This window comes from Flagellimonas sp., from assembly GCF_965601775.1.
Taxonomy (GTDB): domain Bacteria; phylum Bacteroidota; class Bacteroidia; order Flavobacteriales; family Flavobacteriaceae; genus Flagellimonas.
Genome location: NZ_OZ271837.1, coordinates 2,683,299 through 2,700,367, shown reverse-complemented (window position 1 = coordinate 2,700,367; position 17,069 = coordinate 2,683,299). Strand labels below are relative to the sequence as shown.

Sequence of the window (17,069 nt, the reverse complement as noted above, 5' to 3'; positions counted from 1 at the left end):
TTTCATAGAGTGCAGGTCTCCGTCTACTCTCTAGTAGCGAAAACAGCTCCGTTTTCAAGCGCCAATGTTTCGGGCTCGTTGCTTACTTCCAAACTAACGGTGACCTCTTCAATATCGGTCCCGGTATACGTAATAGTATAGCTGTCATTTTCATTGGACCATTTAAAATCGGTATAGAAAGTAAGAGTATTGTCGGTATATCTCTGGTATCTACCTAGGTAAACATCATTAAAAATCCATTCTTCTTTAGTTGTGGAAGATGATTTTGAATCTTCGGAGATGAAATCCGTTCGGGTCCATATACCCAAAATCGGATCATTATTTTCTGGAATATCAGTACAGTTGCTCACAGTAATGATGAGTACAATGAACAACAAAGAGAAGAGCTTCTTCATAGGCCAATCGCATTAGGTAAAATTTGGGACTAAGAGAACGGTGGAATGCAATAAACTATTGTTGTAAAATCGATGTATGGTTCAGATACTTTTGGTTTACTCGTTGAACTGCACGGATTTTTAACATTAGGAAGGATTTACCTACGCTTCACCTGATCATGTTGCGATATTGTAAAATGGGAAAAAGTCAGGTTTTTTCTCCCTCAAATACTGTATTTTTGAAGCTGTTAAAAATTAAACCTAAAATCATGAAAGTTACTGTTGTTGGGGCAGGTGCCGTTGGGGCAAGCTGCGCTGAATATATCGCAATGAAGAATTTTGCGTCCGAAGTTGTATTGTTGGATATTAAGGAAGGATATGCTGAAGGAAAGGCTATGGATTTGATGCAAACGGCATCCTTAAACGGGTTCGATACCAAAATTACAGGAAGCACTAGCGATTATTCTAAAACAGCGGGTAGCGATATAGCAGTGATTACCTCTGGGATTCCAAGAAAACCCGGAATGACACGCGAAGAATTGATAGGAATTAACGCAGGTATCGTGAAAACTGTGGCCACCAGCTTATTGGAGCACTCTCCAAATGCCATACTCATTGTGGTGAGTAACCCAATGGATACCATGACCTATTTGGTTCATAAAACAACCGATATTCCAAAAAACAGAATTATTGGAATGGGTGGAGCTTTGGACAGTGCCCGTTTCAAATATCGACTGGCAGAAGCTTTGGAAGCCCCTATTTCCGATGTGGACGGGATGGTAATAGGCGGACATAGCGATAAAGGTATGGTGCCGTTAATTGGGCATGCTACCCGAAATAGTGTAAAGGTTTCGGAATTTCTTAGTGCAGATAAAATGGACTACGTAGTGCAGGAAACTAAAGTAGGAGGTGCAACTTTGACCAAACTTTTGGGAACCAGTGCTTGGTACGCTCCTGGTGCGGCAGTTTCAGGTTTAGTACAAGCCATTGCCTGCGACCAGAAGAAAATGTTCCCTTGTTCTACCTATTTAGAAGGCGAGTACGGATTGAATGACATCTGTATTGGGGTTCCTGTTCTTTTAGGCAAAAAAGGGATTGAAAAAGTAGTCGAAATTGAGCTCAGTGATGCCGAAAAGGCCAAAATGCATGAAAGTGCCGAAGGCGTAAGCAAAACCAACGGATTACTTCAGCTGTAAAAGGCCAAAACACCCTAAGGAATTGTCATTTCGAGCGAAGCGAGAAATCTCTACAATATAGATTTCTCATCCTTCGGATTCGAAATGACATTTTTATTTAACACCTTTCAAGATTAAAGGGCATTGCAATTCCCATAAATTCTATTGGCAAATCTTATGGGAAATGATATATTTGCACGCTGTTTAAGAAAACTTCTAAAATTTTAGTAATCAATGCAAAATAAAGGACTTATAAGGCTTTTCGCGATCCTTTTTGGAGTGGTAAGTATCTATCAGCTTTCCTTTACGTTTATCACAAGTAAACTAGAAGGGGATGCTGAAACCTATGCCATCAGCCAAATTTCGGAAGCAGAGGAGGACTATGTGGCAAAGCGTGAGGCTTTAGAGGCATCGTATTTGGATTCCATTGGACCTGCATCCGTGTTTGGGTTCACTAATTATAATGATGCTAAGACAAAGGAATTGAATAAGGGTCTTGACCTTAAAGGTGGAATCAATGTTACCCTTCAGATTTCAGTAAAGGACATCTTAAAAGGATTGGCCAATAACACCAAAAATCCTGTATTCAACAAAGCGTTGGCGGATGCCGATACGGCTTCAAAAAATAGTGATAATACTTATTTGGAGCTCTTTTTCGAGGCGTTTGATAACATTAAGGGAGAGACTAAACTAGCTTCTCCCGATATTTTTGCCAATAAAGGATTGAGCGATGATATCAATTTTCAAATGACGGATGACCAGGTAAAACCGGTTATCCGAAGAAAGATTGACGAATCCATCGTGTCAGCTTTTGAAGTACTTCGTGAGCGTATTGATGGATTTGGGGTTACCCAACCCAATATCCAGAGAGAAGGAAATTCAGGACGTATTTTGGTGGAATTACCAGGTGCCCGAGACATTGCAAGGGCGCAAGAACTTCTATCCAGTACGGCTCAATTGGAATTCTGGGAAACCTATCCACAGAGCAATCAAAGCTTAGGCCAATTCTTTATCAATGCCAATGAGCGCTTAAAGGATATTTTAGAGCCGGAAACGCAAGAAGGTGAAGAAGTTTCAAAACCAGAATCTGAAATTGATTCCTTGCTATCAGATGTTGCTCAGGATTCTTTGGACCTGACACCACAAGTCAACCCACTTTTAAGCAAGTTGATTCCTACCAATCCAGGAAGTCATGCTATAGCAAGAGCCTTGGTTAGTGATACCGCGGAAATAGGTAGTTACCTAAGAATGCCGCAAATTAGAAGGTTGCTACCCAACGATGTACAGTTTGCCAAATTCCTTTGGGAAAGACCTGCCAAGGACGTTGAGGTAGCTGAATTGTTTGCCTTAAAATCCAATAGGGACGCAATACCACGTATCAGTGGAGATGTCGTATCCGATGCACAAGATACATTTGACCAATTCAATAAGCCCGCGGTAAGCATGACCATGAATACCCGTGGAGCTAAGGAATGGGAAAAACTAACCAGCGATGCCTTCAATAACCAAACGGGTATTGCCATTGTTTTGGACAACAAAGTGTATACAGCTCCTGGGGTTTCCACAGGACCCATTTCAGGAGGGCGTTCCGAGATTACCGGTACTTTCACAGTAAACGAAACCAAAGATATTGCCAACGTGTTACGAGCTGGTAAACTACCAGCTTCCGCGGAAATTATCCAGTCTGAAGTGGTAGGTCCATCCTTGGGTCAAGAAGCCATAGATAGTGGTTTTATGTCCTTTATGATTGCCATGGGCTTTGTCCTGATATGGATGATTTTCTACTATGGTAAAGCAGGAATCTTTGCAGATATCGCTTTGATTTTCAACATCGTTTTGATTTTTGGCGTGTTGACCAGTCTTGGGGCCGTACTTACCTTACCTGGTATAGCGGGTATCGTTTTAACTATAGGTATGTCTGTTGATGCCAACGTGCTTATTTTCGAGCGAATCAAAGAAGAGTTGGCGCGCGGAAAAGGAAAATCCCAGGCCGTCGCGGATGGATTTAGTAACGCGCTATCCTCTATTTTGGATGCCAATATTACCACAGGACTGACAGCTATTATTCTTTTTGTCTTTGGTTCTGGACCCATTAAAGGATTCGCAACGACTCTTTTAATAGGTATTCTTACTTCCCTATTTACAGCGATTTTCATCACTCGTTTGATGGTGGATTCCTATATCGCCAAAAAAGGGAGAAGTTTGGAGTTTTCAACACCAATTACCAAGAACTTATTTAAGAATTTGAGCATCAATTTCTTGGGGAAAAGGAAAATTGCCTATGTCATTTCAGCTATTTTAGTTGGAGTAGGGGCCTTCTCTTTATTTACCACCGGATTACAACAAGGTGTGGATTTTGTTGGAGGACGTTCCTATCAAGTGCGTTTTGAAAAGGCGGTCAATCCTTCTGAAATTGCATCTGAGCTGAACACTGTCTTCGGAAGTGGAACCAATGTAAAAACCTTTGGGGAAGCGAATCAGATAAAAGTTACTACACCATACAAAGTGGATGTAGAAGGAATTGAAGTGGATACAGAAATTCAAAACAAGCTATATACCTCACTACAAAAATACTTGCCAGATGGTACTTCGTTTGAAGATTTCACGGTAGGTGCTTCCGAAAAATCCATTGGTATTTTACAATCCGTCAAAGTCGGACCCACAATTGCGGATGACATTAAAAAGAACGCGTTCTTGGCCATTATTGGGTCATTGGCGGTAGTGTTCTTGTATATCTTGCTTCGCTTTAGAAAATGGCAGTTCTCTTTGGGTGCTGTTATTGCGGTTTTCCACGATGTGATGATCGTATTGGGAATCTTCTCTATAACCGGTAAAATCATGCCTTTCAATATGGAGATTGACCAAGCTTTTATTGCGGCTATTCTGACTGTAATTGGATATTCCCTGAACGATACCGTGGTAGTGTTCGACCGTATTCGTGAGATTGTAACCCTAAAGGGTTGGAACAATGGAGAAAATATTAATCAGGCGTTAAATAGTACGTTGAGCAGAACATTGAATACCTCACTTACTACTTTGATAGTACTTTTGGCCATCTTTGTTTTTGGTGGTGAAAGTTTAAGAGGATTCATGTTTGCAATGATTGTAGGGGTTTTGGTAGGTACCTATTCCTCAGTGTTCATAGCGACTCCGATAATGTTCGATGCATTGAAAAAGAAAATAGGCTCTTTGGCTACAGCTTAGATTTATATGTATTAAATCAACATGAAAAAAGCCGCTAAACAGCGGCTTTTTGATTTATAAGAACTTTTTCGGCCACCTCCCGAATAACTTCTAGTAGATAATCCGTGGTTTCCTTGGTCTTACGATGATTAATAAAACAGGCGCGAATCGCGTAATCTCCTTTGAGTTGGGTTCCCATGATGAAAACCCTTCCATCTTTTTCAAGCTCGGGCATCAGCAAACGATTAAAATGGACAATCTCATCTTTGGATTTCATGTTTCCCACATATCTAAAACACGAAACCGCCAATTTTGAGTCGGCTACCAATTCAAAATCTTCCGAGTCTTTGACCTGCTCGTTTAGATAGTCCGTCAGGTCAATGTCTTTTTGAATCATTTCCCTAAGTCGTCTCATCCCGTAGGCCTTGATACTCATCCATACTTTGAATGCCTTGGCATTTCGGGATAACTGGAAATAATGCTCATTGTATTCCAAACGATTTCCATCGTTGGCCAGCTCGGTATCCAAATACGCCGCTTTTTTATAATACGTCCTACGTAGATTGTCCCAATTCCGAACCAAGGTACACCCTCCCTCAAAAGGCTGATAAAGCCATTTATGGAAGTCGATGGCAATGGAATCCGCAAGTTCCATTCCCTTATAGTCTGGTTTTAAATTATCCAAAAGGGCAGCTAATGCACCGTACGCACCATCGACATGAAACCACATCTCATATTGTTTTGCCAATCGGGCTAAACTTTCCAAATCATCAATAGCCCCCGTGTTTACCGTTCCAGCATTTCCAATAATGCAAAAGGGTTGCAGACCTTGTGCTAAATCGGCTTTAATTTGGTTTTCCAGAGCTTTCACATCAATTTGGAAGGAAGCATTGGTTTTTATTTTTCGTAAATGATTGGTGCCAATACCCAAAAGCTCTACGCTTTTATCCACACAGCTATGTACCTCTTCGGAGGCGTAAACTACAAAGGGTTTCATCCCAAAAAGCCCTGTTTTTCGAATCCCGTGCTTTTCAAAGAAAACATTGCGGCCTACGGTTAGTCCAGTCAGGTTTGCTGCGGAGCCACCACTTACCAAGACTCCACCAGAATCCAGTGGGAAGTCCAGCATTTGGGCCGTCCATTGAACCACTCGCTTTTCAATCTCATTCATGGCGGGAGCCAAATGCCATTTGGTTTGATTTTGATTGATGGTATTGGCCAACTTTTCCGCCACAATGGCCATTTGGTTTCCTCCAGACATTACATAAGCGTACATATGTGGCCCCAAATTACCTGTAGCGGTGTTGAGTACTTTGGTTTCGACTTCATCCAAAAGTGCGGAAGGATCCATGCCTTCCTCTGGAAGTTCCTCATCAAACCAACTTTCTACTTCTTTCTGCGGATAATCATGGTATCCTTTTTGCGCTTGAATGGTATCAAATTGATTAAGCACGAGCTCGGAACTTTTGTCCAAAAGCTGTTTGAAGTCATTATTGGAAAAATCTAGCGTTTCTTCATTCATGGTAAACATCTAAACTATGATTTAAAGATACGGGTAATTGCAATTTGAAGCTACTTAAAAGCCGTAGATAGTAGCTCAAAAAGAAAGATATACCGGTGAATTCCTGAATACTTTAGCTTTCGCTTTTAACCTTGGCGAAGACTTGCAACCAAGCAATGAGCTGGCTAAAAAGTGTAAAATGCTGTATGACCCTGGACTGTCCATTGAACCCCCATTTATCCCTTTCTTTTGGATGGTTTAACATGTAGGCAAGGGCTTTGGAAAGGCTCTCAATATCTGTTGGGTCTTCATTGATGAGTCCCGTTTTTTGGTGTTCTACTTGAAACTTTAATCCAGCAGCTGCAGAAACGAGTAGGGGTTTTCTTTTCCACATACCTTCCGTGGCGGTCAATCCAAAACCTTCTTGAATGGAATTTTGAACAATAATGCTAGACGCCCGCTGGAGCGCATTCACTATCAATGCATTTTCCTTGGGATTGTCCAAGGGCAGCAATAAAATGGCAATGTCGTTTTGCATATCCCTATCCAATTTTTGATAGGCTTCCGTCAGTTCTTCCAGAACTGCTTTACCTTCTGGGTCATCGGAAACAAAAGCAGGATCTGGACCTCCCATGACCAATAGGGTCATTTTGATTCTTTTATATTCAAGACTATCAGGGTCGCCGTGCGCTAGATTGTCCTTTTTCATTTTGATAAAGGCATCCATCAATTCCTTGAATCCTTTTAATCGGTCCCATCTCGAAATCTCAGTGACAAAAGGGCGATAAATGAGATTAAGCTTACTGGTCTGGTTGGGTGATCCAAAAGAACCATCGGGCAATACCCTTCGAACCAAATGGTTATACCGGTGATACAAAATTGCCTCGTGATCATCAGTTATGCCGGACTGGTACAGAATACCTATGGATTTATGCAATTGAAGAGCCCTGTTTTTATGACTCAATGGGTCAATGGCAGGGGGAATAATACTGGTCTTACTTTTTAATGATTTTGGCACATAGGCGGGTAAGCTGAAAATAAAATGGTCATAATCATTTGTGTAGAGGGACAAAAAATCCCAAACCGCATCAGTGACCGCCGTATCCTCTTCCAATCCAATATGACAACGCCAAATGATGGGCACCTTTTTTACTTTTTTTATCATCGCTGCCAAAGGCATGGGCTGAGGGTCATGCACTACCACAATATCACCATCATTGATAAGTTCCAACGCTTTGGTAAGATTCTGTTTGTTTACCGCTTCGTAAACTTCCCGGTCAGCCTCAGTAAACTTCCCGTGCCCACTTCCATGTATGGCATTGTGAATGCGTTTGGTGAGGTCAAAAAAGGCCTCTTCCTTGGCTTCAATAACCAACCATTCTATGGAAACACCCAGTTCTCGAAGGATACGCATTTGACTGGGAAGCATTTCTGCAACCCCTCCTCCGATTGCTGTGGAATTAATCATCCAAATGGTTTTACCTTGAATTGAGGCAATGGCGTCTTTGGTTTGCTCTAGAAAGTCGAGCACCGAAGAGTATAAAGAACCATATGCCTTATAATCAACAAGTTTGGCACCGGGTTTTACTTGAATCTTTTGCATGCTATAAGGTTTGTCTGATGGTTTCGCTTTAAGATAGGAAAAACTAAGAGACAAAATAGGGCAGAAGTCATAGATTATAACTTCTTTACCACTCCTGAAGAACCATTTACGGAAGGAAGGAGTTCCAAAACCAACTTTGGATTGAGATTTTTTTCCCTGCGATGCGAAACAAACACAATAGCGGAGGTACTTTTATCGGCAATTCTATTGACCAAATCCACAAAAAAACCTGCGTTTCTGTCATCCAATCCAGCAGTGGGTTCATCCAATATTAAAAGTGGTGGATGTTTAATCATGGCGCGGGCCAACATGACCAGACGTTTTTCACCATGGCTCAATTCTCTGAACTGTATATTTTTTTTATGCTCCAACCGGATGATTTTCAGCCAAGATATACCTAATCTCAATTCGGCATCCGTGGGTTCCTGGTAAAGACCTACAGAATCATGTAATCCAGAAACTACCATATGAATTAGGGTATGGTACCCTCTAAATTGGTCTATCATGGAAGGAGTAAAGTATCCGATATGCTCTTTGATATCCCAAACGCTTTCTCCACTACCTTTTTTTCTTCCAAAAAGGGTTAAGTCTTGTCTGTACCCTTTATGGTTGTCCCCGGTTATGAGGGTCAACAAGGTAGTTTTTCCACTACCATTGGGGCCCAATAATTGCCAAAATTCATTTTTTCGGACGATCCAATTAATTTTATTGAGAATGCATCGTTGCCCATAGCTCACCGTAACATTTTTGAATTCAACTAATTTCTCGCTCACGTTGAACTCATTTTCTTCCAATGGTGGAGGAATGCCCTTTAGAGAATTTGAATAGTCTTTTTTGACCAATTCTTTCAACGCTTCAACATTTTGTATTGGTATAAATTCCCCTTTTGAAAGGGCAAGCAGCATATCAGTATTGGGTAGTACATCCTCAACCCGATTCAATAGTTGAATAAGCTGTATGGATTCTGAAATGGCTTCAAGTTTTTGTCTTAATTTTTTTTGGGAAGCATTATCCAGATTATCAAATGGGTTAACCAAAACTAGAAAATCAGGGTTCTGGTTCAGCACATGTTCCAATAGCGCTTTTTTTCGCTCTCCGCTGCTCAAGGACCGGAGCGGCTGTAATCTTTTGGCGGCTAGTCCCCTTATGTCGTGTTGCTCTTCCTCCCAAATGAAACGTTCAATTTCCGTATTGGAAAAAATCGCCCCCCTTTTTGATGTTAAACCCCCAAAATACTTTTCAGGAATGCCTTTTTCTATTTGAATTGCCAAGGGTTCAATTTGCGATTGGTTATCCACAAAAATGGCATAGTTTTTAGGCATATTTTCTGAACAAAGTCTTGGGTAATGAAAGTAGCAATTATGGCTGATTCACCCTAAAAATATGGACTGGATTATCTCTATAGCTTGTGGTTTTGTCCAATTTCATCCCATTTTTAATGGCTACTTTTTGGGAAGGAATATTATCCACATGAATAATGGAAATAAGCGATTTAGTCAAATTATTGCTGAAAGCATGCATCTTACACTGTTGTGCAGCTTCAAAAGCAAGTCCTTGTCGCCAATATTGTGGCAAAATGGAGTATCCGATTTCCAATTCTTCTGTATTGTCAACAGATTGAACCAAAAGACCACAAAGCCCCACCATTTTATTATTTTCCTTTAGGATAAGTGCGTTCATACCCCCTAAATTATGCTCGTAGCGTTCAAAAATCCGTTCAAATTGCTCTTGACATGCCACTTTGGGGTCAGAAGGTAAACCTTCCCAAAATTGAGAGGATAAGGGCTCTTCATGAAATGGAAGCCAAGCATCGAAATCAGAAGGAACTATTTTTCTAAATAGTAATCTAGCCGTGTACTGTCCGTCTAGAAGATAATTGGACATCTATATTTTATTGAATTCAATTTGGTCACCCACCTGAAGTCCCCATGTATCCGACAATCCTCCATTTACTTCCAAGACGTATTTCACGGGAACACCAGATGGAAGACTTTTTTCATCAAATGGGGTGGTGTTTTTCTGAAAACTGGCGATTTTAAGGTTTTCGTCGATGTAAATGATGTCCAAGGAGAATTGGGTGTTCTTCATATAAAAAGAATATTCTTTGACCTTTTTAAAAATGAAAAACATACCTTGATCTTCTTGCATGCTCTCGCGATACATCAGTCCTGTTTGGGTCTCATATTTAGTATCTGCAATCTCAATATCTATTTGCGCAAGAAGAGTTCCCGTTTCATTTTGGATTATGGTAAGCGTTCCTTCTTTGGTAAATACTACAGCTTCTGTCTTAATTTCCTGTTTACTTTCAGTTTTACAGGAAACCAGTACAAGAAAAATCACTAAACCAAGTCGTAAAGCGCTTCGCATGGAAATAGAATTTAGGTCGTTTTGGTGGGCCTAAACATAAAATACAAGCCTAGAATTATCATGGGAATACTCAACCATTGTCCGGTTGATAGTACATTGCCTAGGGAGTCTTCAAAACCACCTTGACTCTTTTTTACAAATTCAACAAAGAATCGGATGGTCCATAAACCGACCATAAAAAGTCCAAAAAGGAATCCAGTTTTGTTTCCCTTAGCCGTTTTCCAATACAGTTGATACAGAATCACAAAGAGAATCAAATACCCTACAGCTTCGTACAATTGTGCTGGATGGCGATATGGAATAGTCTCCAGAATACCGGCAAAATCCGGATTGGTTTCAATGGCCTTGTAGGCAGCACTTGATGTTTTTTCATTGGTCAAAGACATAGCTTTGTAGGTGGGCATGTCATCGGAATCTCTTATAAAACGTGTTGCCAAGGGAAAGGAACCATCAACTACCTTTCCGTTGATTTCGGAATTAAAAAAATTACCTAGACGTACAAAACAGGCTCCTATCGCGGAAACAACCACCATTCTATCCAAAAGCCACAACATTTTAATGTCTTTCCACTTTCTGCAATACAACCAGATACCTACAATGGCTGCAATGGTGGCCCCGTGGCTAGCAAGACCGGTAAATCCCGTAAATTCATATCCATTGATGAATCCGAAAAGGGACTCATTGGCACTTTCGCGTATAGGCAAGAGGATTTCAATCAGATGGTTTTTGTAATATTCCCAATCGTAAAAGATGACATGGCCCAATCTAGCACCTAACATGATGGAAACCACACCATAAATGAAAAGTGAGTCCAATTTCTCCATGGACTTATCTTCTTTTTTAAAGATTTTCTTCATTAGGAACCAGCCAACCACAAAAGCAGCAATCCAAAGCAGATTATAGTATTTAATTTGAATGAAACCAAGCTTGAGCAAGGTGTCGTCAGGATTCCAATTGAAACCTAGGAAAAACATACATCAGATTTTGGGCTAAGATAACCACTTTGGCTGTTTGGAATGCTGGATTTATAGTTTTTTGCCATTTTCTAACCTAGCCTTTATGCTAAGAAAAGCGGGTGCAAAGATTTAAGGAACTGGGTCATATCCTTTTCCTCCCCAAGGATGGCAGCTGAAAATTCGTTTTAAGGAAAGCCAACCTCCTTTGAAAAGACCATGCTTCTTTAATGCCTCCAAAGTATAGGCTGAACAGGTAGGGGAGTACCTGCAGGTAGCAGGCGTATACGGAGATATTAGTAATTGATAGGCTCTAACCAGAAAGACAAACGGGGCGATAAGAACCTTTCTAAAAGTCATTTTCTTGGAATTAATTTACTAGAAATGCCCACCAAAATTACTTTAAACTGAATGTGGTTCCATCCTTACCGTCTTTAAGCTGGATGCCTAGACTAGACAATTGGTCTCGAATTTTATCGGATGTTTCAAAGTCTTTGTTGGTTCTGGCTTGATTTCTCAGGTCAATCAATAAATCCATGACACCATTCAAGGCATTGGATTCCTCATTGGACTGCGCGATATGCTCAATACCCAATACATCATGTACGAAGGTTTGTAGAGAGCTAGATAACAATGCTAAATCCTCTTGGGAAATTGATTCCTTACCTTCTTTTATTTGGTTGATGTGCTTTACCGCTTCAAACAATTGAGCAATTAAAATAGGGGTGTTGAAATCGTCGTTCATGGCATCATAGCATTTTTGCAACCATGCTTTGACATCAAAATCTGATTTCGTACCTGTATCCAATTTTTCCATCTCTGAAATAGCCTCCATAAGTCGGTAATACCCTTTTTCGGAAGCTTGCAATGCCTCATCGCTTAAATCCAAAATACTGGAGTAGTGGGCTTGCATCATAAAGAATCGTACCACCGCTGGGGTATATGACTTGCTTAATAAGTCATTGTCTCCACTAAATATTTCGTGAGGGTAGACATTGTTACCTATGGATTTGGACATTTTCTTCCCGTTCAGGGTGAGCATATTGGCATGAAGCCAATAGTTTACCGGAGAGGTGCCGCAACATGCTTCGGCTTGAGCTATTTCACATTCATGATGTGGAAATTTCAAATCCATACCCCCGCCATGTATATCAAAGTTTTCTCCCAGATATTTGGTACTCATAGCAGTACATTCTAAGTGCCACCCAGGGAATCCATCACCCCAAGGGGAGGGCCAACGCATAATATGTTGGTCACCCGCTTTTTTCCAAAGAGCAAAATCCTGCGGATTTCTCTTTTCACTTTGAGCGGTGAGCTCTCGGGTATTGGCAACCATATCCTCCAGCTTTCTTCCGCTTAGCTTACCATATTCGTGTTTTTTGTTGAATTCTTTGACATCGAAATACACCGAGCCATTAACCTCATAAGCAAACCCCTTTTCCAAGATTTCCTTTATGATTTCTATTTGTTCTATGATGTGTCCAGTAGCCGTAGGCTCTATACTTGGCGGCAATAAATTAAATTGCTGCAAGGTATTGTGAAAGTCAACCGTGTAACGCTGAACCACCTCCATAGGTTCTATCTGCTCCAACTTGGCCTTTTTGGCTATTTTATCTTCCCCCTCATCCGCGTCATTCTCCAAATGTCCGGCATCTGTAATATTTCTTACATAGCGGACTTTGTACCCCAAATGTTTGAAATACCGGAACATCATATCAAAAGACATAAAGGTGCGGCAATTACCTAAGTGTACATTGCTATAAACGGTAGGACCGCAAACATACATCCCAATATGACCTTCGTTTATAGGTTTAAAAAGCTCCTTTTTTCCAGTAAGTGAGTTGTATACTTTAAGCGGCTGATTGTTATAAAGTTGCATGGATTGGTCAGAAGTTAAAACTCAGTTTCCAGATTGATATAATCCAAAAATTCGCGGCGAACGGATTCTTCCTTAAATTTTCCGCCATATTCTGCTGTAACGGTACTACTCTCTATATCCCGAATTCCTCTTGAATTCACACACAGATGTTTTGCATCGATGACGCAAGCCACGTCTTCAGTACCCAATACTTGTTGCAGTTCCTTTACGATTTGAATGTTCATGCGTTCTTGAACCTGTGGACGCTTGGCATAATAATCCACAATACGATTCATTTTGGATAGCCCTACAACTTTCCCATTGGAAATGTAAGCAACATGGGCCCGCCCAACAATGGGAAGAAGGTGGTGCTCACACGTGGAGTACACTACAATATTCTTCTCCACCAACATTTCCCCGTACTTATACTTATTCTCAAAAGTAGATGACTTTGGTTTTCTATCCGGATGTAAGCCTCCAAAAATCTCCTTTACAAACATTTTGGCCACCCTTTTCGGTGTGCCTTGTAGACTATCATCGGATAAATCCAAACCTAGGGTCAACATAATTTCCCTAACGTTGTCCTGAATCCGTTCTATTTTTTCTTGATCACTCAATACAAAGGCATCTTCCCGCATTGGGGTTTCAGAAGCGGAACCTATATGTCCGTCCCCGCGCTCATCGTATTGTTCTTCCAAGGCTTGTTCTACTTTCATTACTTTTTACTTCAAGGGTGCAAAGATATGTAATATGGACCTATTTAACACTTGACAACCAGTGTTTGCCGCCATAAATTATTGTTAAGCTGTTCCCACCAAATAGGAAGTTTATCCAATTTAAAGGTTAGGCGTATGCGTATTTTCTATGGGGTTTGATTGGGTTTTGGGAATTGAACAGGTTGTCAAGTATGCATTTTGTCGATTAACTGCATATTTTTTGGGTTAAAGGATACTAAAAGGGGTGAAAAATCAGTTATGGTTAGATAAAATACAGCATAACCTTTAGCCCCAAACCCTATGAGAGCTCTATTTTGCGCTATCTGTTGTTTCTCCCTGTTTTTTATGGAATTGAACGCCCAGAATTCTGGTGATTGTAGAACGGCAATCCCAGTCTGTGCCGATATGCCCATTTTGTCCAATACGGATGGCAGCGGAGATATTGATGATTTTGACCCGATGGTAATTACCCAAACCGGTTGTCTGGAAAAAGGTAGTGTAGCTTCCGCGAATATTGAAAACAACACCTCATGGTACGTTTTTAGGGCAGGTACTGACGGTCAAATAGGATTTGATATTGAAGCTTTACCTGTAATTCCAGGTGGAATTGTCACTTCTGAGCTGGATTTTGCGCTATATGGACCTTTTGACCAAACTTTGGGGTCGAATTTTTGTACCACCATTGGAAACGGAACCGAAATCCCAATTCGCTGTAATTATGAAATAAATGATACAGGCTTTACCGGGGTGGGAGTGAATCCCATAAGCGGTCAGGTGGGAGCTCCGTTTGTTCGAGCTAGCCAGAATACCTATGATGAATGGTTGGATGTGCAACAGGGTGAGATTTATTATCTATTCATTAACAATTTCAACACCAATTTTAACGGAGATCCGGAACCCTTTTCTTTGACTTTTACCGGAAGCTCTGTGGATGCCGACCAAAATACAGCACTGGATTGTACCCTTCGAGATCAATTCTTAGGCTTGGATATTATAGCTTGTGAAGGGGACCCAGATATTGTTCTAAGTGCGTTGAACTCTCCCGCTGGTCCAAATATTGCCAATATCACTTGGGAGGTTGATGTTGAGGATGACGGAATTTATGACCAAGTCTTGGCCACTGGAGCAGGAGCCACCGAATTGACGGTTACCAGCCCAAATTCTGGACGTTATCGGGTTACCATTGAAACGACTTTTGCAACTATTATCACCGATGATATTTTAATTACCTTTTTTGGAGTTCCCGTTTTGGATGAAGTGCGAGTTTTGGATGATTTGGTCAATAGTGATCAGACAGACCCATACAATATTGAAATTATAGTATTAGGCAATGGCAACTATGAATATGCGATCAATGGAGGGGAATTTCAAGATGACCCTGTGTTTTTGGATGTTCCGCCCGGGGTAAATACCGTGGTTATTAATGATGTAAATGGATGTGGAACTACAGAACCTATTGAATTTTTAGTAGTAGGTTATCCCAAGTTTTTTACTCCAAATGGCGATGGAATTCATGATAATTGGAATGTGTTGGGCGTTGAAACCTTAACCAACCCAAGTATTTTCATCTTTGATCGATTTGGGAAATTGCTAAAGCAATTGGATGTGAATTCCCTAGGTTGGGACGGAACGTTCAATGGTCGGGCGATGCCGTCCAGCGACTATTGGTTCAGACTGGATTATGAACGAGATGATCAAGGAGTTTTGGTGGCAAGGTCCGTACGAAGACATTTCTCCTTAGTTAGATAGAAAAATGGCCTGTTCAATAATAAAACAAAAGCCGGGGAATTCCCCGGCTTTTTTATTTTGTCTGTTTGGCCAATTTTAAAACTTAAAGCTATAGCCTAACGTAATATTGGTGTTAATTTGATTGATATCCACAGCACTATCAAGACCTGAAGAAAAAAGTAACTCACTTACATCTCTTTCTGTTCGTACGAAAGCAAGATCTATTCGGCTAGGACCAAAGTTATATCCTATACCTCCTGAAAATCCAGTGAGGTCACCGATAATTTCTCCATTTTCATAAGGACTTTCTTCATATCGATACCCTCCTCTAAGGCTTACCTGCTCAAATCTAAGCTCACCTCCAATTCTATAGGTGTTCACAACACCAAGATTGTTGGCAATAAACTCATTTTCCGCAGCAAAATTGGGATCAAGATTGGGTGTGATTTCTGCTTGGGAAAAATCCTGGTACCCATAATCAAAACTAATTAAACCATCCTTGCCAAACACCACCGCGGCACTACCCGTGATTTTAGCAGGAGTTTTGATAGAGTAATCCTCAAATAAGTTTACGATACCAAAGTCAATGAAATTAATATCTGGTTCGGCTAAAGTGGAATTGATTCTTTGTGAGGTATCATCCGTTAATTCATACCAAGTAGGGGATTGGTAGCTACCTCCAATTCTAATATTGTCATTCAGTTTGGCAATGGCCCCAACACTAAAGGAAAACCCATATCCCTCCGTACGCAAAAAGTTGTCAAAGGTGGTAAACTGAACTGGTGAGGTAGGGTCATATCCGCCTTCATCCAACAAAGTCAATTGTTCAAAAAATACAGAATGAAAGTTAACGGAAGCCCCAACATATAAATTCTCTTGGTACTGCCCAGAGAAGTTTAAGGTAAACTTGCTGTTAAAACCGTTAGTGCTTTGCAAATAATCTTGATTGACCGATGTGTATTGCGCATTGGAAACATAGGCCGTGTTGGTGTCTTCATCAGCAACAGGTTCGATCAAACCTGCCTGAAAACCTAAAAACGCTTGTTGAGCACCAAAACCTAAGGAAGAACCAATATCCAAATAAGCATCTTCAATAAATTCACCATCCTGTACCCGTAGTGGTCCTAACTCCACGCCTTGCGCAAAGTTGAGGAAGTAATTGTCAATTCCTTGGGTTGTATTTCCTGAGGCGACAAACTCGTTATCAAAATTTCGAACCTGATCATAGTTGAAAGCCAGGGCCAATTTTTTCCATGGACTCTCAGAAGATTTGAAGACAAACACACCACCCACTTGATTCAATTCTATGGAATTTATGTCTGTGTTTCTTTGCGAATTTCCGAATAACACCTCGTTCTCTCTATTGTAGTTTGTTCCTGTAACCGAGAATTCACTAAAATTGAATACGGCCGATCCGGCAGGATTTACGTTTAGGGCAGATAAGTCGCCACCCAGTGCTCCAAAGGCACCTCCCAAAGCTTGGAATCTTGCTGTTCCTTGAGTCTCTTCAAGACTGTATCGTAGTACGTCAGTAATGTTCTGTCCGCTTACAAAAGCGCATGACAATACTATGATGAAAGTTAAAAATCTTTTCATTTTGATTAATTTTTG

14 protein-coding genes are annotated in these 17,069 nt (G+C 40.8%); 3 read left to right on the top strand and 11 right to left on the bottom strand.

Annotation, left to right across the window (positions count from 1 at the left end; genetic code table 11):
- Positions 1-23: 23 nt before the first annotated feature.
- Positions 24-395, bottom strand: coding sequence for a hypothetical protein (locus ACSLUF_RS12510; protein WP_435623121.1), 372 nt, complete (start codon positions 393-395; stop codon positions 24-26).
- A 248-nt stretch (positions 396-643) separates the two neighbouring features.
- Here ACSLUF_RS12510 and ACSLUF_RS12505 point away from each other — a divergent pair, with 248 nt between their 5' ends.
- A complete protein-coding gene (locus ACSLUF_RS12505) occupies positions 644-1,570 on the top strand; it encodes a malate dehydrogenase (RefSeq protein WP_435623120.1) in 927 nt (308 codons plus the stop codon).
- 213 nt (positions 1,571-1,783) lie between these two features.
- Positions 1,784-4,753: a protein translocase subunit SecDF gene (secDF, locus tag ACSLUF_RS12500; protein ID WP_435623119.1), complete on the top strand. Its 2,970-nt coding sequence runs from the start codon at positions 1,784-1,786 to the stop codon at positions 4,751-4,753.
- A 34-nt stretch (positions 4,754-4,787) separates the two neighbouring features.
- On the opposite strand, the gene ACSLUF_RS12495 is transcribed toward secDF, so the two are convergent.
- The 9 genes from ACSLUF_RS12495 to folE form a co-directional block, all read right to left on the bottom strand.
- On the bottom strand, positions 4,788-6,263 hold the full coding sequence (locus tag ACSLUF_RS12495) for a pyridoxal phosphate-dependent decarboxylase family protein (protein ID WP_435623118.1): 1,476 nt from the start codon (positions 6,261-6,263) through the stop codon (positions 4,788-4,790).
- Between the two features lie 103 nt (positions 6,264-6,366).
- Positions 6,367-7,836 (bottom strand): glycosyltransferase, encoded by a 1,470-nt coding sequence (locus ACSLUF_RS12490; RefSeq protein WP_435623117.1) that lies wholly within the window; start codon positions 7,834-7,836, stop codon positions 6,367-6,369.
- A gap of 74 nt (positions 7,837-7,910) precedes the next feature.
- Positions 7,911-9,158, bottom strand: coding sequence for an ATP-binding cassette domain-containing protein (locus ACSLUF_RS12485; RefSeq protein ID WP_435623116.1), 1,248 nt, complete (start codon positions 9,156-9,158; stop codon positions 7,911-7,913).
- 37 nt (positions 9,159-9,195) lie between these two features.
- On the bottom strand, positions 9,196-9,720 hold the full coding sequence (locus ACSLUF_RS12480) for a GNAT family N-acetyltransferase (RefSeq protein WP_435623115.1): 525 nt from the start codon (positions 9,718-9,720) through the stop codon (positions 9,196-9,198).
- Positions 9,721-10,203 carry a DUF192 domain-containing protein gene (locus ACSLUF_RS12475; RefSeq protein WP_435623114.1) on the bottom strand — a complete coding sequence of 161 codons (483 nt, stop codon included), beginning with the start codon at positions 10,201-10,203 and terminating at the stop codon, positions 9,721-9,723.
- Between the two features lie 11 nt (positions 10,204-10,214).
- The gene (lgt, locus tag ACSLUF_RS12470) at positions 10,215-11,177 is read right to left on the bottom strand and encodes a prolipoprotein diacylglyceryl transferase (RefSeq protein WP_435623113.1); all 963 of its coding nucleotides are present in this window, start codon (positions 11,175-11,177) and stop codon (positions 10,215-10,217) included.
- Between the two features lie 111 nt (positions 11,178-11,288).
- The gene (gene yidD, locus ACSLUF_RS12465) at positions 11,289-11,516 is read right to left on the bottom strand and encodes a membrane protein insertion efficiency factor YidD (protein ID WP_435623112.1); all 228 of its coding nucleotides are present in this window, start codon (positions 11,514-11,516) and stop codon (positions 11,289-11,291) included.
- Positions 11,517-11,553: 37 nt separating this feature from the next.
- Positions 11,554-13,035, bottom strand: coding sequence for a cysteine--tRNA ligase (cysS, locus tag ACSLUF_RS12460; RefSeq protein ID WP_435623111.1), 1,482 nt, complete (start codon positions 13,033-13,035; stop codon positions 11,554-11,556).
- 14 nt (positions 13,036-13,049) lie between these two features.
- Positions 13,050-13,730, bottom strand: coding sequence for a GTP cyclohydrolase I FolE (gene folE, locus ACSLUF_RS12455; RefSeq protein WP_435623110.1), 681 nt, complete (start codon positions 13,728-13,730; stop codon positions 13,050-13,052).
- A 300-nt stretch (positions 13,731-14,030) separates the two neighbouring features.
- Here folE and ACSLUF_RS12450 point away from each other — a divergent pair, with 300 nt between their 5' ends.
- Positions 14,031-15,479, top strand: coding sequence for a T9SS type B sorting domain-containing protein (locus ACSLUF_RS12450; RefSeq protein ID WP_435623109.1), 1,449 nt, complete (start codon positions 14,031-14,033; stop codon positions 15,477-15,479).
- Positions 15,480-15,554: 75 nt separating this feature from the next.
- Here ACSLUF_RS12450 and ACSLUF_RS12445 read toward each other — a convergent pair whose 3' ends face one another.
- On the bottom strand, positions 15,555-17,054 hold the full coding sequence (locus ACSLUF_RS12445; RefSeq protein ID WP_435623108.1) for an OmpP1/FadL family transporter: 1,500 nt from the start codon (positions 17,052-17,054) through the stop codon (positions 15,555-15,557).
- Positions 17,055-17,069 lie beyond the last annotated feature (15 nt).

What these genes read in the sequence shown, in the direction of transcription:
- ACSLUF_RS12490 (WP_435623117.1), bottom strand. Translation starts at nt 7,836, where the DNA reads ATGCAAAAGATTCAAGTAAAACCCGGTGCCAAACTTGTTGATTATAAG.
- ACSLUF_RS12450 (WP_435623109.1), top strand. Translation starts at nt 14,031, where the DNA reads ATGAGAGCTCTATTTTGCGCTATCTGTTGTTTCTCCCTGTTTTTTATG.
- ACSLUF_RS12485 (WP_435623116.1), bottom strand. Translation starts at nt 9,158, where the DNA reads ATGCCTAAAAACTATGCCATTTTTGTGGATAACCAATCGCAAATTGAA.
- cysS (WP_435623111.1), bottom strand. Translation starts at nt 13,035, where the DNA reads ATGCAACTTTATAACAATCAGCCGCTTAAAGTATACAACTCACTTACT.
- ACSLUF_RS12475 (WP_435623114.1), bottom strand. Translation starts at nt 10,203, where the DNA reads ATGCGAAGCGCTTTACGACTTGGTTTAGTGATTTTTCTTGTACTGGTT.
- ACSLUF_RS12445 (WP_435623108.1), bottom strand. Translation starts at nt 17,054, where the DNA reads ATGAAAAGATTTTTAACTTTCATCATAGTATTGTCATGCGCTTTTGTA.
- yidD (WP_435623112.1), bottom strand. Translation starts at nt 11,516, where the DNA reads ATGACTTTTAGAAAGGTTCTTATCGCCCCGTTTGTCTTTCTGGTTAGA.
- ACSLUF_RS12510 (WP_435623121.1), bottom strand. Translation starts at nt 395, where the DNA reads ATGAAGAAGCTCTTCTCTTTGTTGTTCATTGTACTCATCATTACTGTG.
- lgt (WP_435623113.1), bottom strand. Translation starts at nt 11,177, where the DNA reads ATGTTTTTCCTAGGTTTCAATTGGAATCCTGACGACACCTTGCTCAAG.
- ACSLUF_RS12480 (WP_435623115.1), bottom strand. Translation starts at nt 9,720, where the DNA reads ATGTCCAATTATCTTCTAGACGGACAGTACACGGCTAGATTACTATTT.
- secDF (WP_435623119.1), top strand. Translation starts at nt 1,784, where the DNA reads ATGCAAAATAAAGGACTTATAAGGCTTTTCGCGATCCTTTTTGGAGTG.
- ACSLUF_RS12505 (WP_435623120.1), top strand. Translation starts at nt 644, where the DNA reads ATGAAAGTTACTGTTGTTGGGGCAGGTGCCGTTGGGGCAAGCTGCGCT.
- folE (WP_435623110.1), bottom strand. Translation starts at nt 13,730, where the DNA reads ATGAAAGTAGAACAAGCCTTGGAAGAACAATACGATGAGCGCGGGGAC.
- ACSLUF_RS12495 (WP_435623118.1), bottom strand. Translation starts at nt 6,263, where the DNA reads ATGTTTACCATGAATGAAGAAACGCTAGATTTTTCCAATAATGACTTC.